Below are 17930 nucleotides of genomic sequence, written 5' to 3' on the forward strand. Positions count from 1 at the left end.
GGTGGAATATAATAAATGCTTATCGATCATTTTGACATAACTAAAAAAGTATTTATAATTGCAGAAATGTCAGCTAACCATGGGCATGATATAAATATTGCGAAAGAAACAATAAAAGCCGCAAAAGAAGCAGGAGCCGACGCTATTAAATTGCAGACATATACAGCAGAAACGATAACGATTGATTGTAATAATGAGTACTTTCAAGTTAAGCAAGGTACGATTTGGGATGGAAGAACTTTATATGATTTATATAAAGAGGCTTATACTCCATGGGAATGGCATGAGGAGTTAATGGATTATGCCAAAGAACTAGGGTTGATTTGCTTTTCAAGTCCTTTTGATAAAACGGCAGTTGATTTGTTAGAAACTCTAAATGTACCTGCTTATAAAATAGCATCATTCGAAATAACAGATCTTCCATTAATAGAATATGTTGCATCAAAGAAGAAACCAATAATTATTTCAACTGGTATCGCAACTTTAGGCGAAATAGACGATGCTGTAAAAGCATGTAGAAAAGCCGGTAATGAACAGATAATTCTATTAAAATGTACATCTGCCTATCCTGCAAAAATTGAAGATGCAAACCTAAGAACTATGCAAAACCTTAAAGCGACCTTTGATGTGGAAGTGGGTTTATCAGATCATACATTAGGTGCAACAGTTTCAGTTGTTTCTGTAGCATTAGGTGCAAAAGTAATTGAAAAACACTTTATTTTAGATAAAAGCATTGGTGGTCCAGATGCTAGCTTTTCACTTGATAAACAGGAATTTAAACTACTTGTTGATTCAGTAAGAGATGCAGAAAAAGCTCTGGGAAAAATAGATTATGAAATGACAGAAAAAAAAGAGAAAAGCAGAGAGTTTTCCCGATCATTATTTGTTGTAAAGGAGATTAAAGAAGGAGAAACCTTTAACAAGGAAAATGTCCGTTCAATCCGTCCTGGTTATGGGCTAGCTCCAAAATATAGTAACAATATATATGGTTCTATAGCAAGCCAAGACATAAGTAGAGGAACACCATTGGAGTGGAACCATATAAAATAGCCGGTAATTTTACCAGTTGGAAGTAGATTCGAGTGGTGAAAAAATATAATTTCATCAGCGTGCTACTTTTGCATTTTTCTCCTAAAGTATGATTTACATGCATATATTCCATTATTCATTATGTAATGGATAAGGCAAATAAACTCTATGGATTAAAAATAGAGAGGCTGGACATAACTTTAGTGATTAACAAAAATTCCGAAAAAAGTAATATCTTAATGGATGAGATATCCTTAGACTCCTACGGTTAGACCCCTCAGTGCTAAGTACGAGGGGCTTGCCCAGCTTCACGCGGAAAGCGGAGTATATTTCAGGAGCTTCGTAAATACACCTACAGCCATTTTTCGGTTTCTTTGTTAAAATATTTTTTATTTCAGCCTCTTATAGTTGATGTTTGTAAACGAATGACTTTAGTAGAACTAACAGTATAAGTCTATTTATATAAAACCCCATCCTCACTCCCAACCTTATCCCCATATTTACATTCAATCATCTTAATAAAAGGCTCTACAAAAGTAGGGTCAAATTGCTGGCCAGAGCATTTGCGTAACTCCACAATTGCTTCTGTAAAATTCTTTGTTTTTTGATAAGGCCGCTCCGTTGTCATTGCGTCAAAGGAATCGATTACACATAAAATTCTTGCTAGCTTAGGAATCCGATCTCCTCTTAATCCATAAGGATAGCCTTTTCCATTGTAGTGTTCATGGTGAAGCTCAACTAATGGAAGCAAATCATCGTATTTTTTGGTTGATCCTAGAATTTCTTTTCCATAGGTCACGTGTTTCTTCATCATTTCCCATTCATGGGCTTCGAGCTTGCTTTTTTTGTTGATGATGTCACGTGGGATTTCTAGCTTTCCGATGTCATGAATAAGTGCTCCTAAAATTAACCGACGTCTTTCTTCCTCAGTCAGTTTTAAAGCCTCGCTCATGTCAACAGCATAGTGAAAAACGCGTTTACTATGCTGATAAGTATAAATATCTTTTGATAGGAAAATTTCTAATTGTTTTTCTAATGAATCTACTTCTTGTTTGTATTGTAGACATTCTTGAAAAGCTATTCCCTCTTTATATACTTGGCAGTTGTTTTTACCTTCTGCTTTTGCATAATATAGAGCACGATCTGCCTTAGCTAGAAGCTCTGAGGAGCCATATGTCCCTGTTTCATATTGAGCAATACCTGCTGAAAAAGAGAGACACCCAAGAGGTAGACATTCTGTTCCTTTAAAGGGCGTATCATTATATTCCTTGCGTATTTTGTTGATAAAAGAAAGTGCTTTGATTTGTGTGGTGTTCGGCATGATAAGTCCAAACTCTTCTCCACCGTATCTGGCAGCTGTATAGGGAAGGTCTTTTACCTTTTGTGATAAGAATTCTCCAAAGAATTCAAGAAGTTCATCACCTTGAATATGTCCGTTACTATCATTGAATCTTTTAAAATCATCAAGATCTAGAAGGGCAATACAAAAGGTGTTATCATCAGCATTATTAATGATTTCATCAAGCTCTAGCTTAAAATATCCATGATTATATAAGCCAGTCAAAAAGTCCTTTCTTGCTTTAATTTCTTCATTTTTATATAAAGAAAGAAGCTTACTAAAAGCAAAGGAAAAGGTTATTGACAATGACATAAATAAAAACATCCCGAATATTGGTTCACTTTGAACTAGGATCATCAGAACAAGAGAGAGAACCAATGTACACAAGTATCCAGTAAATGCTTCCTTCAAACCATCCTCAGTAAACATGCCTTTTAGGACAGCATTTATTGAAACCTTTGAAGCAAAAACATAAAATAGCCACATAATGAAAACATTCAAAAAGAAGTAAACCGTTAGTGATATAAAATAAGCCCAAAGCTTTGAAATATCAAGGCTACCTACTTCTCCACCAGTTAAAAGAAATACATAGTACGCACTAATAATCATAATCGTATAGTTAGCTGTATTAAATAAATGCTTCCACCAAGCAAGATCATAACGAATTAAAAAGTAGATTAAGCTACTTAGCAGTAAAACCATTAGGGGAATATTCAAACCAAATAGGAAGATACAAGCTAAATAAATAGCTGAATCCATTGATAATGAATTTCCTGTAAGAGGGAGGATAATTTTAAAGTGATTTAAGAGAAGAATCGCTCCAATAACAGTATAGATTAATACCCAATTTGACAGTTCACCTACCTGTAAAGGAACATGGAGAGCAAAGAGTAGTGCACTTAATCCTACTATAAATAAAACATAAAGATTTTTACTATTTAGTACCAATGTAATCACACTCTCAACATACGTATTTCCAGGGAGAGAAATAATCTCCCCCTATAAATCGATCAATCAAATTTCCAACCAGATGTTAAAGCGATAATAGCTGAACCAAGGATAACAAGATTAAAAATGATATTTTTAGTTTTCGGCTTCATTAGACATTCACCTCCTTTAAATAACTGTTTCTGGATTTATGCTTTTCTTTTTTTGTACCATAATCGATTGAATGGATAGAAATGCACCGATATTCATAATCACATCACCAATACTAATGATTTGTTCTCTTGGATAAGGTGCTTTTAATGGGATAATATCACCTAAAAAAGAGAGGATGGTACTGTCATTCATCAGTGCATGCTTCGCATATAAACTATCCTTTGTTGTTTCAAGATAATAAGGATCAAGTAGCAATGCAGCTTCATATGAAACAGGCATTCTTCCACCATTTAATAGCATGACAATAAAATTAAGAAGAACACCGAAAAAGATAAACTTGAAATGCGAGTGATGACGATTAATCCATAGAAAGGTTAAGCCAATAACATACACTGCCATAAATGAGAAAGAACTAATTTCCCCAATCCAGCTGATCTTATTTTGTAAAGAGAATATTAAAAATTGAAACAAAAGCAGTGCCGGAAAAACCCAACCCATCTTAAACGTAATATCTGCAAAACCCTTTAAACTACCACCACGAAGAAACCCAATTACAAGTGCCAATAATATACCGTCATAAACCATTATGTAATCTTCCTCCAGCTTTCAAATACAACAAATACTTACAAAATATCACAATTTTCTGTTTTCATTATAATCTATCATTCTATAATTATACTAGTTAAATTTTACAATTGGGTCTTTTGACTTTTTGGTGAGATGGGGAGGGTAGGTCCTATAACCTAGAGGGGTGCCTGTCACTACCCGAAAAATCTTGTTACACACAATGTTTCACAAAGGTTGGCTATTTTTTGAGAGTGCGATGAAAGTAGGAAGCCTAAATTTTTTGAAATACCAAAAGGGCTTGTTCAACTTCTACTTTCTCGACATTAAATATAGAAGGTATTTCATGAGTAATTAAAATTAAGGAGAAGAAGAGTTGTAGAAGAACTATGATCCTGTCTCTATGCTTTTAATAGGTGTGTTCTGCTGCTTCTGAATTTAATTAAGTTTTCTCGGTTAAACTATGTAAAAATTAGGGTACAGTTCATTGATACGATATTATTATGAACCTTTCCTTTACAATAATGCCTTTGTGAAACCCAATCTATTCTATTTAGTATGCGATAGTTTATCTTGGAAATTCCTGCCAGAAAGAGGTGCAACATGACATATCTTATACTGTTAATAGGATTCGCCCTTTTAATTAAAGGAGCGGATTATTTTGTCGAAGGTGCTTCGAAAATAGCTCAAACACTGAGAGTTTCCCCAATGTTAATTGGCTTGACAATTGTAGCCTTTGGAACGAGCGCACCAGAAGCATCAGTTAGCTTTATTGCTGCTCTAGAAGGAAACAGTGATGTAGCAATTGGAAATGTTGTTGGAAGTAACGTTTTTAATGTTACTTTCATTTTAGGACTTACAGCCATTGTATTTCCATTAACTGTTCAAAGTGACACGATTAGAAAGGAAATCCCATTCGCTTTGCTGGGGGCTATTTCTTTACTGCTCCTAATTAGTGACATGCAGCTTCAGGGTTCAGAAATTAATTTGATTACAAGAACCGAGGGTCTGATTTTGCTGCTTTTCTTTGCAGTATTTCTATACTATGTATTTGAGATGGCAAGAAATAATCGGGCACAGCTAGAAGAAAATCCTAATGAACCAGTAGTAAACCCATCGTGGACGAAAAACCTCATATATACAATTGGAGGTCTTGTTGGTATTGTTTTTGGGGGTAGTCTTGTAGTAGAAAACAGTATTGAGATTGCTCTTTCACTTGGAATGAGTGAAACTCTTGTCGGTTTGACAATTGTAGCTGTGGGTACATCGCTTCCGGAGCTAGTTACCTCTATAACCGCGGCTTTAAAGAAGCAGACTGAGATTGCTTTAGGGAACATTGTAGGTAGCAATATCTTCAATATCTTTTTCATATTGGGAGCTTCAGCAGCTATCCATCCATTAGCCGTTGATTCAAAGATATTTCTAGATATGTGGCTAATGATCTTCGTGACATTCTTATTACTGATTTTATCAAGAACTCACTACAAGATATCAAAAATCGAAGGTGTTCTTTTAGCCATCATCTACATCATTTATCTTGTATTTATCATTTTCCGAAACTAAGGATTATTTCACAAAAAAATTTGAGACTTATATAAAAACGAAGGCAGAAAGGTTTCTGTCTTTTCTTGTTGTATTTGAATAGGCGTTTGCAGTCTTGTCTAGATATAGCTTTTACCAAAACGAAAGGGGGGTGAAAATTGAAAAACAAAATTGACTCTATTGTAAAAATAGCTCCAAAAGTATTTCAGCTCATCTTAAATATTTCTCTTATTATTTTAGCTATGATCCTTTCCATACTATTGATACAGGAATTGCTTGCGTTTGGCACTGTTTTATTATCCCAGGGAACAAATGACTACAAAGAATTTCTGGCGCGAATTCTTGTTTTCTTCCTATACTTTGAGTTCATTGCCATGATTGTTAAGTACTTTAAAGAAGAATATCATTTCCCACTTCGCTATTTCATGTACATAGGTATTACGGCAATGGTAAGGTTAATCATTGTTGATTATGAAAATCCATTAGATACATTATTATATTCACTGGTTATCTTAGTACTCATCATCGGTTACTTCATTATGAATAAAACACCAAGGGAAAGGCCGTAAGTTAAAACTATTATTTTAGAGGAGAACCTTTAATTGGTTCTTCTCTTTTTTATGGAGAAAGGTGATTTTATGATTCATTATAAATGACTTTTACAGATTTGCTTGATGAATTCATTCCACCTATATTCAAATCTAATTTCATTAATGGAAATAAAAGTGAGATTTATATGGTGGTGCCTGTCACTACCCGAAATATGTCGAAGAATGATAGCTATTGAATAAAGAGATTATGGTAATATAAGTATGGGATTTTATGTATTTTTTACCTTTTTCCGTTAATTTATGAATGAGGTGTTCTTACAGAAGAGAGTTACAATTTCCTGCAAGCGATTTAATTAAGTGTCTATATTTAGTTAATATTGGAGGTGTGTGAAAATATGTCGGATCACCCAAACTACCATGGGTTTTTACATAACTTTGCTCCAAAAATGGACAAGGTTTTAGATAAGTTTCGAACGGAATCTACTCGAGAAGATATTAAATCTAATTGGTTTCTTGATTTGATGCTACTAATAGTGAAAGATTTGAAGAAATTTTATAAACCAATTTCGAAGATAGGAAATATGAAAGTCGCAAACTTAACTAGTCTTCCATTAATCGGGGGTGTGCTTGCTGCAACATCGTCCTGGTTTTTAGGATTACATTGGATGTGGTTACTAGTAATTGGAATAACAGTCTTTATTCTTATTTTGTGGTGTTTAATTCCTTCTTATAAAGATAAGATGCTTAATATTTATCACCCTTATTTTCATTTACCGGCATATAAAAAATTTAGATCGATAGAATACGAACTACTTAACCATACTGTTTTGGATAAGCATTTTTCATATACTGGATTAACACAGTATGTTAATAATGTGTTGACAAGACAGCATGAGGATTCAAAAATAGTTGAAATAATTACACAACAATATAATGAACAAAAAGAGGAATATAAAAATCGTATTAAAATATTAGAAGAAAAGGAAAAGGAGATTATCAATACATACAAATCAGAAGTTGAAATATTAAATGATGAGGTGGAGTGGTCAGAGACAGTTGTTACATATTTGGTAGAGTTTATCCAAGAAATGTATGTAATCATGCATCGTATAGCATCTGGTGCGTTTGATTATTCAGATCTAAAACTTATTTCAGGATTTACAATTTATCAGAAGGAAAAGAACAATTTAAGACGAATTGCTGATATAGGAACTACTGGTCAAACACCAACTCTTATTTATCTTAATAAAATCTATCATAATCCTTGGGTTCAAACGGTAGTAGATGCAGCCAAAGGCAAGAAGAATATGGAATTACCAAATAATCAACCAAAAGAAGGTTATGAAGTAGTTTCATTTAGGTTTTATTTGGGTAAAAGTAAAAAGACGTGGATTTTTTCCTTACAAATACATGAATCTACTAATCCACGAGCTTCTCAGTTGGCATTATCAGATGATATAATAGACAAAACAGTCATGTATGAAATGCTTTATGGTTTATGTATGATACTTGATAATAAACTAGAAGAAGAAAAGCAAATGAAGGGAGCTGGGACCAATGACAGTACAAAAACGTACGAATAAGGAGAAAAATGGTAGTGTTGTACTCCGCTCTAGATCCCAATCAGAAATCATTGCAACCCGTCGCAAGGCAAGACGAGCAAGAATTAACGCAGTGCACAGTGAAGTAAATCACATTTCAAATCAAAATATTGATTTGACTTCCTCAATAACAGTGAGAAATCATACCGGCAAACAAAATAGGTATGATTTATATAATTCAATAAAAGAAGTAGCAGCTGCTTCAGAAGAATAAACTTCAAAACTAGGGCTTAATTATTTATCATCAAGAAAAATAGTTGGAGAGTTGACTTCTTACTCAAAGGTATAAAAGATTAATAGGTGGACATACTTGCTAGTAAAAAGGCAAGGGAGAGTTCGTGTGTGAGTAAAAAAGTAGTTAACATTCATTCTAAATCAAAGATATTAAAAAGCCGCTCTCAAAGTGAAATTATTGCAGAACGTAGAAAGAAAAGAAAGAAGAGAATAGACTCGTTATTGAAAAAGGGATAAACGTTAAGGCGGGACATGGTGATAGGAACTATGTTCTTTTTTTATATAGATGGAGAACAAATTTAAAGAGAAGAACCTTCTAAATAGGTCTTCTCTTTTTTTGATGAAGAAATAGGAAGTTGATTTAAGTAGATAAGGGGTAGTTATAATTCTTTGGTGCATAGAAATGTAAATAGTATGTCATTTAAGATGCCTTGCACTAAAAGTAAAATTCCCCAAAATAGAGTCATTCTACCTATATTCATTTCTCATTTCATTACTGGAGACTTATGGAAGTTAAATGGTAATTATAGTAATATTTACATAGCTTAATTGGGTTTATTAAATAAATTTCAAAATGAAATTGATGTTAGTTAAGTTTGTTAACTCACGAATGAGGTGAAATGATGAATTCAGATCAAGTCAGAGCATTAGCAAGAGTTTTTCAGGAATCGTCTGAAACAGTGAAATTTGATGAAATGAAATTAAAGCAAAGCACATATACAAACACAGAGAAATGGACAGGAGAAGCACGGAACAAATTTGATTCACTTCTTGATGAGGCAGCCGTTTTATTCCAAAGACATTCAGATAATCTTTATACCATCAGCAAAGAATTAGAAAGTGCAGCATATGAAGTGGACAGAGTGAGAGAAGAGATTGAAAGACAAAGAGAATTAGAGCGACTTGCTTGTATGAGGGATGATTAATTGTTGAAAGGATTAGTTAATGAATAATGAAAAACCAGATAACGAAAGTGTGAACAAGAAAAAGCCTGTCAATGATGGCTGTGTCTTACCTGGATGTGTTGACTTCTTTTTACTACCTTTGCAGATTATTATTTTAGCTCATCAATTTTTTAATAGTATATAGTGGGATTCGCTGTATGTATAAAGCATTTTAGTATGGACCTTTTGAATGTCCTAGCCAAGAGTTAACAAATTCAAAGGTGATCAGTGAGGTATAAAAATGACTCAATACAATTACAAACATAAGAAGAAAAAAGAAGTTGATGGTAAAAAAGGAATGGATGACGACTGGGTACCAGGTTGTGTAGATCTATTTGTACTTCCTTTACAGATTGTTCTATTTGGCCATTACTTTTTACAGTTTATATAGAAAAAGAAAATGAAAAAGAGAGTGATAAAATGGGAAATAAAATATCAGTTGATCCCAACAGATTAGAGGATTTAGCTAATGAACTTGTTATGCGTTTAACAAGCATTGAAGAAGAATACAAAAGTCTTCATATGGAGCTTGTTAACCTAATTAGCAGTGCTCCAGCAGAATATCGGCACTGTTTTTATCAAGTAGGTGATCCATGGGGAACAGGTAATAGATTAACGGACCTTCTAAGTGAAATGGAAATCGACCTTCGAATGACAGCAAATAAATTTGCTGAAGCGGATAATTTAGTTGGAAAACTTTATAAGCTTTATGAGAAATATGGAGCATTAACATCGATGGGTGCTTTAGTATCAAAACAGTTAACGTTTTATGGGCTTGGTTTTACGCAATTTGCAAAAAATGCTGACGGTGCTTTTACTTATAAGCATATGGGAGCTCTTCATAAATTATCTGATACGATTGATAACTCTAAATTTAGAAATGTAGCAAGAGCTTATTTAAACCCTACCTTTCTTATGAAAAAGTATAAAGATGTTCCTTTTGCTGATTTGGTTAACAGAAAAGTGGCGAAATATCTTCCGGATGATGTTGTGAAGTTTACTGGTAGTTCAATGAATATGTTTGATGGAATTATATTTAGAACAAGCAATTCAACTAAGTTTAAATCATTTGTTCAAACTGGATCAAAATTTGCAAAAACAAATGCTGTTAGTGCTGTTTTAGTGACTGGGGCAGTGGAAATGGGTGGAATGGGGCTGAAGATTTCCGAGAATTATACCAAGTATGGAAACAACACCGATATCTTAAAACGTGAAAATGCAAAAGCAGTGGGAAATGCAGTGAACAAGACAGTAGCAGTTTCTGGAGGGTCCATTGCAGGGGCAGTAGTAGGCGGTGCTCTAGGAAGCTTAGTAGGCCCAGTTGGTACTGTTGTCGGTGCTGCAGCAGGCTCATTTGTAGGGGGGCTTATTGGAGAACAAGCAGCAAAGCTTACAGCAGGTATAGCAGAGAAAGCTGCTCTAGCTTTTAAAGAACCTATACATGATGGACTTGAAATGATTAGAGGTGGGTTGGAAAAAACAGGAGAATTGGTTGAGGAAGTTAATAAGGGCATTGGATTTGTTAATGAACAGATTAAGGATACAATTGCCGACCCAATAGGGAAAATGAAAGAAATCAGTAAAGGAGTATCGAAAGCAAAGGAAACAGCTAATTCTCTTTTCGGTGGAGCGAAGAATTATCTTGAAGATAAATTATCATTCTTTTAAGGAGGACATATGAATACCATTCAATTAAGTATAGAAGAATTAATTTTTTCATTTTATAGTGAAGGACTATTTGAACAAGGAATATCTATCAAAGAGGCATATTTTCCGGAACTACAAGATTCAGAACTGAAATTGATGCTGGAATTTGCCTCACGTTCTTTATTAGCAAAAGATATGATTAAAGAAGTTCAAAATCAATATAAACTAAAAGATGAATTCACTAGCTATATTCATACATTAAATTATACTGATTATACTGTGAAGGCTTCAAAACACCAGTCTGATTTAAGTAGTGAAGAAAGTATCTCATTTCATTTTAGAAATGGTGAGGCTTATCTACATAACACGTTATACGATAATCAAGTCCATTCTATCTCTAAATTATCAGAAGAGGAAATCCTTTTAGTTATCAGTAGCTTCTTTCAATTCCAGACAATAAATAAACAAAGTGAAGTACTATTCCAGCTGAGAAGTGAAGAATTTGAGGAACTTTTAAAAGATGTAAGTACGTCAAAGTCTATTTTGGAATCAGTTATTCATAAATGGGTTAGCAAAAAGGGAAATATTATTCTAGACTTTTTAAACAGTCTTGCTATTAGAAACGGTAAGATGGATAGTTTATTAAACTTAAAATATGATTCGGACAACAAGCCCGAACTTATGGATATTTATTTTATTATCCCGGGGAAAACTGAATGTTGGTTAGTGATAAGAGACCAAAATCTTGATTTGAATATCCAAATGATAAATGAATTATCAATTAATAAATTATTATTTAATAATAAGGTTATTTCAGCCTAAGGAGGTAAACAGCTTGTCTAAGAATAAGATAGAAAAAGAAGTGATCAATATAAAAGGTTCTAAATTTATGTATGTGTGGATGCTTCTTGCTACTTTAGGTTTTTTAATTGGTTGTTGTATCTTAATTATAAACGGTTTGAAATTTGATTCCAGTTACTCTTTACTTTACCTAGGTGGTGGAATAATTTTCACTCCTTTCTACCTTTATATAACTCTTTGGTCACTACCAGGTTTTATTCCAGGGAAAATCCTGTTAACGATTATTCGAGGCGAGAATGGGTCGATTAAATCAAAGAAAGGTAAAGTTAATATAAAGAATATACGTAATATCGATCTGGTGAGAAACCCGTTTAATTTGATTAATGATATTGTTATCGAAACCTTCGATAACAGATTTATTAAAATTCGTACATACAATCTTATTAATGACCTAGCCTACCAAATGATGGTTGATCAATATATCTACCCATATATGACAGAAAACTCAAGAAAGGTATGGGATCGTAAGGTGGATCTGGTTAGATTGAAGGAAGTAGCTAGATATGAAAGAGCTGAGCAGAATCTATAAATAAACTGAAACAGTGTACCTCTTAAAATTTGGTTAATTTGGCTTTGGTGTTAAAGTAAATAAATTATAAACGTCCTGAGTAAAAGATCAATTCTTGTATGTAAGTATTGTCATAGGGTATAAGGAGGTTCTTTATGTTAAACGTTTATAGTGAGAGTGAAAATGCAATCCATGTAAAAGGGTCAAAGTTCATGTACGGTTGGATACTTCTTACTTTAAATGGAGGAGTGTTTGCTTGTTTGTTTTTAATTACACACGGCTTGAAGTTTGATTCCAGTTATTCGCTTATTTATCTTGGTGGAGGTATTATGTGCCTGCCCTTTTTTCTTTATATAACACTTTGGACCCTCCAAGGCTTTATTCCTGGGAAAGTTCTGCTAACAATTTATCAAGGAGAGAACGGCACAATAAAATCAAAAAAAGGCATAGTTAATTTTAAGAATATCCGAAATATCGATATAGTAAGAAATCCGTTTAACTTGATTAATGATGTGATCATTGACACGTTCGATAATAAAACAATAAAAATTCGGACTTATAACCTTCTTGATGAACTAGATTTCCAGGTGATAGTAGATCAATATATTTATCCATATATGACTGAAAACTCAAGAAAGGTATGGGATCGCAAGGTAGATCTGGTTAAACTAAAGGAAATTACAAAATATGAAAGAGGTTAATTCGGTGCCTGTCACCACCCGGATTTTGTCGAAAACAATAAATTTAACAAGAAGAGAAAGTGATTATAGAATTATAATCAACTTTCTTCTTATCAGTCGTAAACATTAAGGAATGATCACTTTTTAGTTATAGTTTTCTTCTACATTCCTTATCATATTGACAGGGTATTTTCAGCTTTCCAAAACACTTCTTCTCTCACCTTTTAAACATTCTTATATATCCCTATTGTAAAAATGCTTTCTTAGCTTCACTAATGTATCCCTCCGCCAACTCTTCACAGCCGAAACCGAAACCCCTTCATCATGTGCAATCTCACTAGGCGTAAACCCATAAAGGCAATACGCCTTTAACCATTTACATTGATTTACTGTCAATAATGCGGAAATTTCTTCAAGCTCTGACTCTGATAAAATAGCTGAAAAATCATCATGACTCATTTCCTCTTTAGTGGAAAAGTCTTCACACAGCTCTTCTTTTTCCTGCTTCATGCGATCCTCTGTAAGAGCAGATTTCATGCGACCAATGATATAAGAGTAAGCATAAGACTTAAACTCACCCTTTTCTTTATCAAATCGACGCGATGCCTCCCATAATGCAATACATCCAATTTGATAGAATTCCTGTTTATTTTTATAAATTGATAATCTTTTAATGATATGAAAAATCATTGGTTCAAATTGTTGATGCAGTTCTACAAATCTCAAATCATAATGCATGTAAGAGTCCTTCTAAGAATGCATTCTTTTGTATTCCGCGGTAATTTGAGAATAGCAAGGTATAAAAATTGATGAAACTTTCGATAAGAAGGAGATTGAAGGTCATGTGGAGGCAATATAGGGCATATTGAATGGGGATAAAGACGATATTGGTGAAAAGTTGATGGTGATGATGGGTATATGATATGTTTTGAGAATTAAAGATAAAAAAAGGAAGCACAATGGAAAAGACTTTTGTTCTGTTTCCAAGGAGTGAAGATAAATGCTAATACAATGTACCAAAAAGCTTTTAACCGAATTAATGGTAAAACCAGCTTCTTCTTCAGAAGAAAATGCTCTGTTTTCTTGGCATGCCAATTTTTTAACGATAAACAGAAGAAAAACGCTTGTCCTTATGAATGACAGCAATCGTTATATAATTGTGCTTCATGGACTAAAAGCTATTCATCTTAAAAAGATTGATCAGTTGATAGTGGAAGCGATCGAGGAAACGTTTCGTGATGAAGGAGTGCGCGATGATGTGATTGAGCAGTATATTTCACAGTCTAAGGAAGTTACATTCACAACCACAAAAAATCGTACATTTGTGGCGAGATTAAATAAAGCTTGTGATGCAGTGGATGCTTTTGAAAGTGAATTAAATACAGACAAGATCAATCAGTCTGCTCTCAATATGCGTGTAAGTCGTTTGCTTGTTGGTAATGGGAAAAATGAGTATACAAATCCCAATGAAGATCTTTATGATGATCTTTCCAATCTGGTAGGCGATAGGATTTTTTCACCAGAAGCACTTATTCTTCATATGAATTTAAATTTAGAAAATAGTAAAGTGTGGCGAAGAGTCATTGTTCCAAAAAACATCACATTCACAGATCTACATCAAACATTGCAGATTGTCTTTGGCTGGCAAGATTATCATCTTCATGAGTTCACCATTTATAAAGCTAAGCCAAGAGATCTTAATAAAACGATGCATAGTGACGACAAATCATTGCCACACACTAAGTTAGTGAGTCATGAAGAAGCACTGCAATATGACAGTGTTGTACCAATGAAGTTGGAAACAGGGGAAAAGCTTGTAGACTATCTTCCAGCAGAAATAACCTATACATATGACTTTGGAGATAATTGGCAGCATTCAATTGTGATTGAACAAATGATTGATAACTATGATGTAAATCATCCAACTTGTCTTGCTGGAGAAGGAAATACACCACCAGAAGATGTTGGTGGAGAACCTGGATATGAAGAATTCCTTAAGATTATAGCTGATCCAACCCATCCAGAATTTAGGCATATGAAACAGTGGGGGATAAGCCAAGGATATGAGGAGTTTAATATTGAGATGATTAATCGAAAACTTAGTTAAGAGGTGCCTGTCACTTCCCAGTTTTTGTCGATTCTAGCAAAAGTGGGTAGCATGAAAATGTTTGACATATGACACCGGTTTTTCTTTGGAGAGAAGTGTTAGCCCATTTCTCTTTTTTATTATTTCCTTTTTTAAATAGAAATAGGTCAAAAGGTTGATGAGACAACGATTACAACATATGTCACTCTATCAAAGACCTACTTTTTGTCGAGAATTTTCCTTCGTAACACGAACTATTTCCTCTATTTAATTTCTGAATATTCTATTACTATTAACCTTGTATTCTACTACATACATAGAAGGGATGAGCTTATTGAGAAAGGTACTTGGAGGTTTCCTCGCATTTTTATTGGTTTTAACACTATTTGTACAGGCAGCATATCCTGTTTATGCTACTGAAGCAGCGGAAAACTACGAGGTAATAGATTTAGATACCAGTAGGACTTTATTTTCGTTAACTGAAGCTAGAACAGTAGAAGTTCATGCTGATTTTGGTGAAACTATCGATTTGAGTGCTGTAGAATTCCAATTTGGTGGAAAAAGTCTTTCAGAGTGGAAAAAGTGGACGAAGGGGACAAGCTATACCGGAGATCCTTTCATTAAGGTAATTGAAGAACCACACTATGTTGATGGAAGCACAACAATCAAGGCAACTTTAGAGTTTGGTCTTCTTTATGACAGAGATAATTTATCAAATCGAACAATTCGTACGCAATATCAGCAATTTATTGGGGATTACGAATTAGCATTGGTGGATCATGCTAGTCAAAAAAAGGCAACACAAACAGTAGAGTTAAATGTGTATGATCAATTTCATTTTTATGATGAATTGAAGCCAACAATTGATGCAGTGTTTGAAGAAGCAAAGGGTAAGAATGATCGCTATCTTGAATATCAAAGCTTAGGGAAATCTGCAGAAGGTCGTGATCTTCATTTTGTTATTTTAGCTAGAGATAAAGCAGCGGTAGATAAATATTTAAATGAAACTCTACCAACTGCATTAGAAAATCCTGATGATTTACTAGAAAAGATAGAAGCTGGAAAAATGGGTGATTACCAGGTTCCAGTTTGGATTAATAATATTCATCCAGACGAAGTAGAAGGTATGGATGCACAGGTAGAATTATTCAAGAAATTTTCACTAGAAAATGAAGTAACATTTAATACAATTGTTGAAAATCAAGAGCAGCCTGTTACGTTAAATGTTGATGAAGTACTTGATGATGTGATTTTTCTTTATATGTTTACGAGTAATCCTGATGGAAGAGTGGCAAACACGAGAGCTAATGCTAATGGCTTTGATTTAAATCGTGATAACCACTACCAAACACAAATTGAAACACAGGAAGTAACACAGGAAATTGCAAAGTGGACACCACTTTCCTTCCTTGATATGCATGGCTATGTGAGTGGATTCTTGATCGAACCAACAACACCTCCACATAACCCGAACTTTGAATATGATTTACTTTATGGAAATATGATTGAGCAAGCCTATGCAATGGGAGACGCAGGAATCAGTAATTCAGCGTTTGATTCTTACGAAATTCCAGCACTTGATTATGGAGAAGGCTGGGATGATATGACTCCTGCTTATACAGCAATGTATGCAATGCTTCATGGATCATTGGGACATACAATCGAAACACCTGCATTAAGCCAAAATGGTTTTAATGCAATGTATGGAACAGGTCTTGGCGCAACACTTTATGTTACAGAAAATAAAGATAAGTTGTATAAAAATCAGCTTGAAATTTTCAAACGTGGAATAAATGGTGAAGACGATCGAGCTGTAGATGAATATTTTGTAAATGCAGCAGGAGATTCAATCGGACGTTCAAGAGGAGAAAATGAAAGCTTCTTCCCTGAATATTACGTGATTCCAGTTGACGAAAAACAACAAAAAAATGCTGTGGAAGCAACAAAAATGGTGCAATACTTACTTCGCAACGGAGTGGAAGTAGAGCAAACAACAAAAGCAGTAAAAGTAAATGGTACTACTTATCCTAAGGGAACATATATCGTACCAATGAATCAAGCTAAACGCGGTCTTGCAAATGCGATGCTGTACAAAGGTGATGATGTATCAGACTGGAGTGCCATGTACGATCCTATCGTAGTGAACTTCCCAGATTTACGAGGGTTTGATATTAATGAAGTTCGTGTAAAAAATGCTTTTGATAAGCTTACTAATGAAGTGAAAAATGCTACATTGCCATCAGGTAAAGTCACTGGTAAGGCACCAAAGCAAATTCTTTCTAACACAAATAATGACACAGTAAAACTAGTTAATGAGCTTTTACGAGATGGAAAAGCTGTAGAAAAGGCAATAGAAACAAAAGGTAAAGTACATGCCGGTGATTATATTGTTAACACGAAGGATTTAGGACAGTATAAAGATTATTACTATGAAGCTACATCCGCTGGTACAACACAAAATATTAAAACAGAAAAGCTGACACTTCCTAAAGTTGCCGTAACAGGATCAGCTCAGCTTAAATTCTCATTACAAGAACTTGGCTTTGAGGTAGTGGATTCTTCTGCAAATGCAGACGTCATTGTTAGTGATAACGGTGCATTTGATGCTAATAGCTTAGTAGGAAAATCATACGTTGGAATCGGGATTTATGCTCTTAATGCTGTTAAAAACAGTGGAGTACTACCAGGCTATGAATTTGATTACACAAGCCCTGGTCATGAAGGATTGTTAAAGACAAATGTAAATGAGCACATTTTAACTTCTGGATATGAAGCTGATGAGCTTTTATACACAACAAATGGAGCGTGGATTTCATCTGTTCCTAGTGAAGCACAAGTGTTAGCAACAGTAAGTAACAGTGAGGATTTCTATGTTGCTGGATGGTGGCCTGGTCATGAAGCTGTGAAAGGTCAAACATTAGCATTCACTCAAAATCTAGCTGATTCAAACATTACTTTGTTTGCCAACGATCTTGCTTTCAGAGCACATACACAATCAAGCTATCGCTTATTAGCGAATAGTATCTTTGCCTCAGTTGGAACTGAAGTAGCTAAAAAAGGCAAAGGCTCAGTGAAGAACAAAGGTAACAAGCAGAACAACAAAGTAGTGCCGTCCTTCTTAGAGAAAGGTAGAGATAGAGAGTAGAAGAATAAGGGGATACTGAAAACCGGGTGGTGCCTGTCACCCCCCGTTTTTTGTCGACGGGTGATAGATTGATAGATGGGTAGAGTGTGATAAGATGA

17 protein-coding genes are annotated in these 17930 nt (G+C 34.3%); 14 read left to right on the top strand and 3 right to left on the bottom strand.

The genetic code is table 11. The annotated features are described in order from the left end of the window. Positions 1-15 precede the first annotated feature (15 nt). A complete protein-coding gene (gene pseI, locus JOC75_RS21215) occupies positions 16-1050 on the top strand; it encodes a pseudaminic acid synthase (protein WP_204955979.1) in 1035 nt (344 codons plus the stop codon). A 433-nt stretch (positions 1051-1483) separates the two neighbouring features. Here the strand turns inward: pseI and JOC75_RS21220 are convergent, their stop codons facing one another. Beyond that, positions 1484-3325: a diguanylate cyclase gene (locus tag JOC75_RS21220; protein WP_420828046.1), complete on the bottom strand. Its 1842-nt coding sequence runs from the start codon at positions 3323-3325 to the stop codon at positions 1484-1486. Positions 3326-3484: 159 nt separating this feature from the next. Continuing rightward, positions 3485-4054 (bottom strand): DUF5317 domain-containing protein, encoded by a 570-nt coding sequence (locus JOC75_RS21225; protein WP_204955980.1) that lies wholly within the window; start codon positions 4052-4054, stop codon positions 3485-3487. A 582-nt stretch (positions 4055-4636) separates the two neighbouring features. On the opposite strand from JOC75_RS21225, the gene JOC75_RS21230 reads away from it, so the two are divergent. From JOC75_RS21230 to JOC75_RS21275, 11 genes are all read left to right on the top strand, one after another. Beyond that, on the top strand, positions 4637-5596 hold the full coding sequence (locus tag JOC75_RS21230) for a calcium/sodium antiporter (protein ID WP_204955981.1): 960 nt from the start codon (positions 4637-4639) through the stop codon (positions 5594-5596). A 137-nt stretch (positions 5597-5733) separates the two neighbouring features. After that, positions 5734-6144: a phosphate-starvation-inducible protein PsiE gene (gene psiE, locus JOC75_RS21235; RefSeq protein WP_146950635.1), complete on the top strand. Its 411-nt coding sequence runs from the start codon at positions 5734-5736 to the stop codon at positions 6142-6144. A gap of 377 nt (positions 6145-6521) precedes the next feature. Then, the gene (locus JOC75_RS21240) at positions 6522-7709 is read left to right on the top strand and encodes a hypothetical protein (RefSeq protein WP_204955982.1); all 1188 of its coding nucleotides are present in this window, start codon (positions 6522-6524) and stop codon (positions 7707-7709) included. Beyond that, positions 7684-7941: a hypothetical protein gene (locus JOC75_RS21245; RefSeq protein ID WP_204955983.1), complete on the top strand. Its 258-nt coding sequence runs from the start codon at positions 7684-7686 to the stop codon at positions 7939-7941. Before JOC75_RS21240 ends, JOC75_RS21245 begins: the two co-directional genes overlap by 26 nt. Positions 7942-8069: 128 nt before the next feature. Next, complete coding sequence (locus tag JOC75_RS24295; RefSeq protein ID WP_275580347.1) at positions 8070-8198, top strand: hypothetical protein; 129 nt, start codon at positions 8070-8072, stop codon at positions 8196-8198. A 386-nt stretch (positions 8199-8584) separates the two neighbouring features. Beyond that, positions 8585-8887, top strand: coding sequence for a WXG100 family type VII secretion target (locus JOC75_RS21250; protein WP_204955984.1), 303 nt, complete (start codon positions 8585-8587; stop codon positions 8885-8887). 259 nt (positions 8888-9146) lie between these two features. Continuing rightward, positions 9147-9296 (top strand): hypothetical protein, encoded by a 150-nt coding sequence (locus JOC75_RS21255; protein ID WP_204955985.1) that lies wholly within the window; start codon positions 9147-9149, stop codon positions 9294-9296. Between the two features lie 29 nt (positions 9297-9325). Continuing rightward, entirely contained in the window at positions 9326-10573 is a 1248-nt protein-coding gene (locus JOC75_RS21260; RefSeq protein WP_204955986.1) for a glycine zipper domain-containing protein, read from the top strand. Between the two features lie 9 nt (positions 10574-10582). Next, on the top strand, positions 10583-11374 hold the full coding sequence (locus tag JOC75_RS21265) for a hypothetical protein (protein ID WP_204955987.1): 792 nt from the start codon (positions 10583-10585) through the stop codon (positions 11372-11374). A 13-nt stretch (positions 11375-11387) separates the two neighbouring features. Beyond that, positions 11388-11942, top strand: coding sequence for a DUF5381 family protein (locus tag JOC75_RS21270; RefSeq protein ID WP_239589610.1), 555 nt, complete (start codon positions 11388-11390; stop codon positions 11940-11942). 134 nt (positions 11943-12076) lie between these two features. Beyond that, positions 12077-12622 carry a DUF5381 family protein gene (locus JOC75_RS21275; protein ID WP_204955989.1) on the top strand — a complete coding sequence of 182 codons (546 nt, stop codon included), beginning with the start codon at positions 12077-12079 and terminating at the stop codon, positions 12620-12622. A 213-nt stretch (positions 12623-12835) separates the two neighbouring features. On the opposite strand, the gene JOC75_RS21280 is transcribed toward JOC75_RS21275, so the two are convergent. Further along, positions 12836-13339 (bottom strand): sigma-70 family RNA polymerase sigma factor, encoded by a 504-nt coding sequence (locus JOC75_RS21280; protein WP_204955990.1) that lies wholly within the window; start codon positions 13337-13339, stop codon positions 12836-12838. Positions 13340-13601: 262 nt separating this feature from the next. Between JOC75_RS21280 and JOC75_RS21285 the strand changes: the two genes are divergently transcribed. Then, positions 13602-14708: a plasmid pRiA4b ORF-3 family protein gene (locus JOC75_RS21285; protein ID WP_204955991.1), complete on the top strand. Its 1107-nt coding sequence runs from the start codon at positions 13602-13604 to the stop codon at positions 14706-14708. A 313-nt stretch (positions 14709-15021) separates the two neighbouring features. Continuing rightward, positions 15022-17832, top strand: coding sequence for a M14 family metallopeptidase (locus JOC75_RS21290; protein ID WP_239589611.1), 2811 nt, complete (start codon positions 15022-15024; stop codon positions 17830-17832). Positions 17833-17930: the final 98 nt, after the last annotated feature.

The organism is Metabacillus crassostreae (assembly GCF_016908395.1).
GTDB classification, from domain to species: Bacteria; Bacillota; Bacilli; order Bacillales; family Bacillaceae; genus Metabacillus; species Metabacillus crassostreae.

Excerpts from the sequence above, each read along its gene's own strand:
- JOC75_RS21245 (WP_204955983.1), top strand. The coding sequence starts at position 7,684 with ATGACAGTACAAAAACGTACGAATAAGGAGAAAAATGGTAGTGTTGTA.
- JOC75_RS21260 (WP_204955986.1), top strand. The coding sequence starts at position 9,326 with ATGGGAAATAAAATATCAGTTGATCCCAACAGATTAGAGGATTTAGCT.
- pseI (WP_204955979.1), top strand. The coding sequence starts at position 16 with ATGCTTATCGATCATTTTGACATAACTAAAAAAGTATTTATAATTGCA.
- JOC75_RS21225 (WP_204955980.1), bottom strand. The coding sequence starts at position 4,054 with ATGGTTTATGACGGTATATTATTGGCACTTGTAATTGGGTTTCTTCGT.
- JOC75_RS21230 (WP_204955981.1), top strand. The coding sequence starts at position 4,637 with ATGACATATCTTATACTGTTAATAGGATTCGCCCTTTTAATTAAAGGA.
- JOC75_RS21265 (WP_204955987.1), top strand. The coding sequence starts at position 10,583 with ATGAATACCATTCAATTAAGTATAGAAGAATTAATTTTTTCATTTTAT.
- JOC75_RS21240 (WP_204955982.1), top strand. The coding sequence starts at position 6,522 with ATGTCGGATCACCCAAACTACCATGGGTTTTTACATAACTTTGCTCCA.
- JOC75_RS21255 (WP_204955985.1), top strand. The coding sequence starts at position 9,147 with ATGACTCAATACAATTACAAACATAAGAAGAAAAAAGAAGTTGATGGT.
- JOC75_RS21285 (WP_204955991.1), top strand. The coding sequence starts at position 13,602 with ATGCTAATACAATGTACCAAAAAGCTTTTAACCGAATTAATGGTAAAA.
- JOC75_RS21275 (WP_204955989.1), top strand. The coding sequence starts at position 12,077 with ATGTTAAACGTTTATAGTGAGAGTGAAAATGCAATCCATGTAAAAGGG.
- JOC75_RS21280 (WP_204955990.1), bottom strand. The coding sequence starts at position 13,339 with ATGCATTATGATTTGAGATTTGTAGAACTGCATCAACAATTTGAACCA.
- JOC75_RS21250 (WP_204955984.1), top strand. The coding sequence starts at position 8,585 with ATGAATTCAGATCAAGTCAGAGCATTAGCAAGAGTTTTTCAGGAATCG.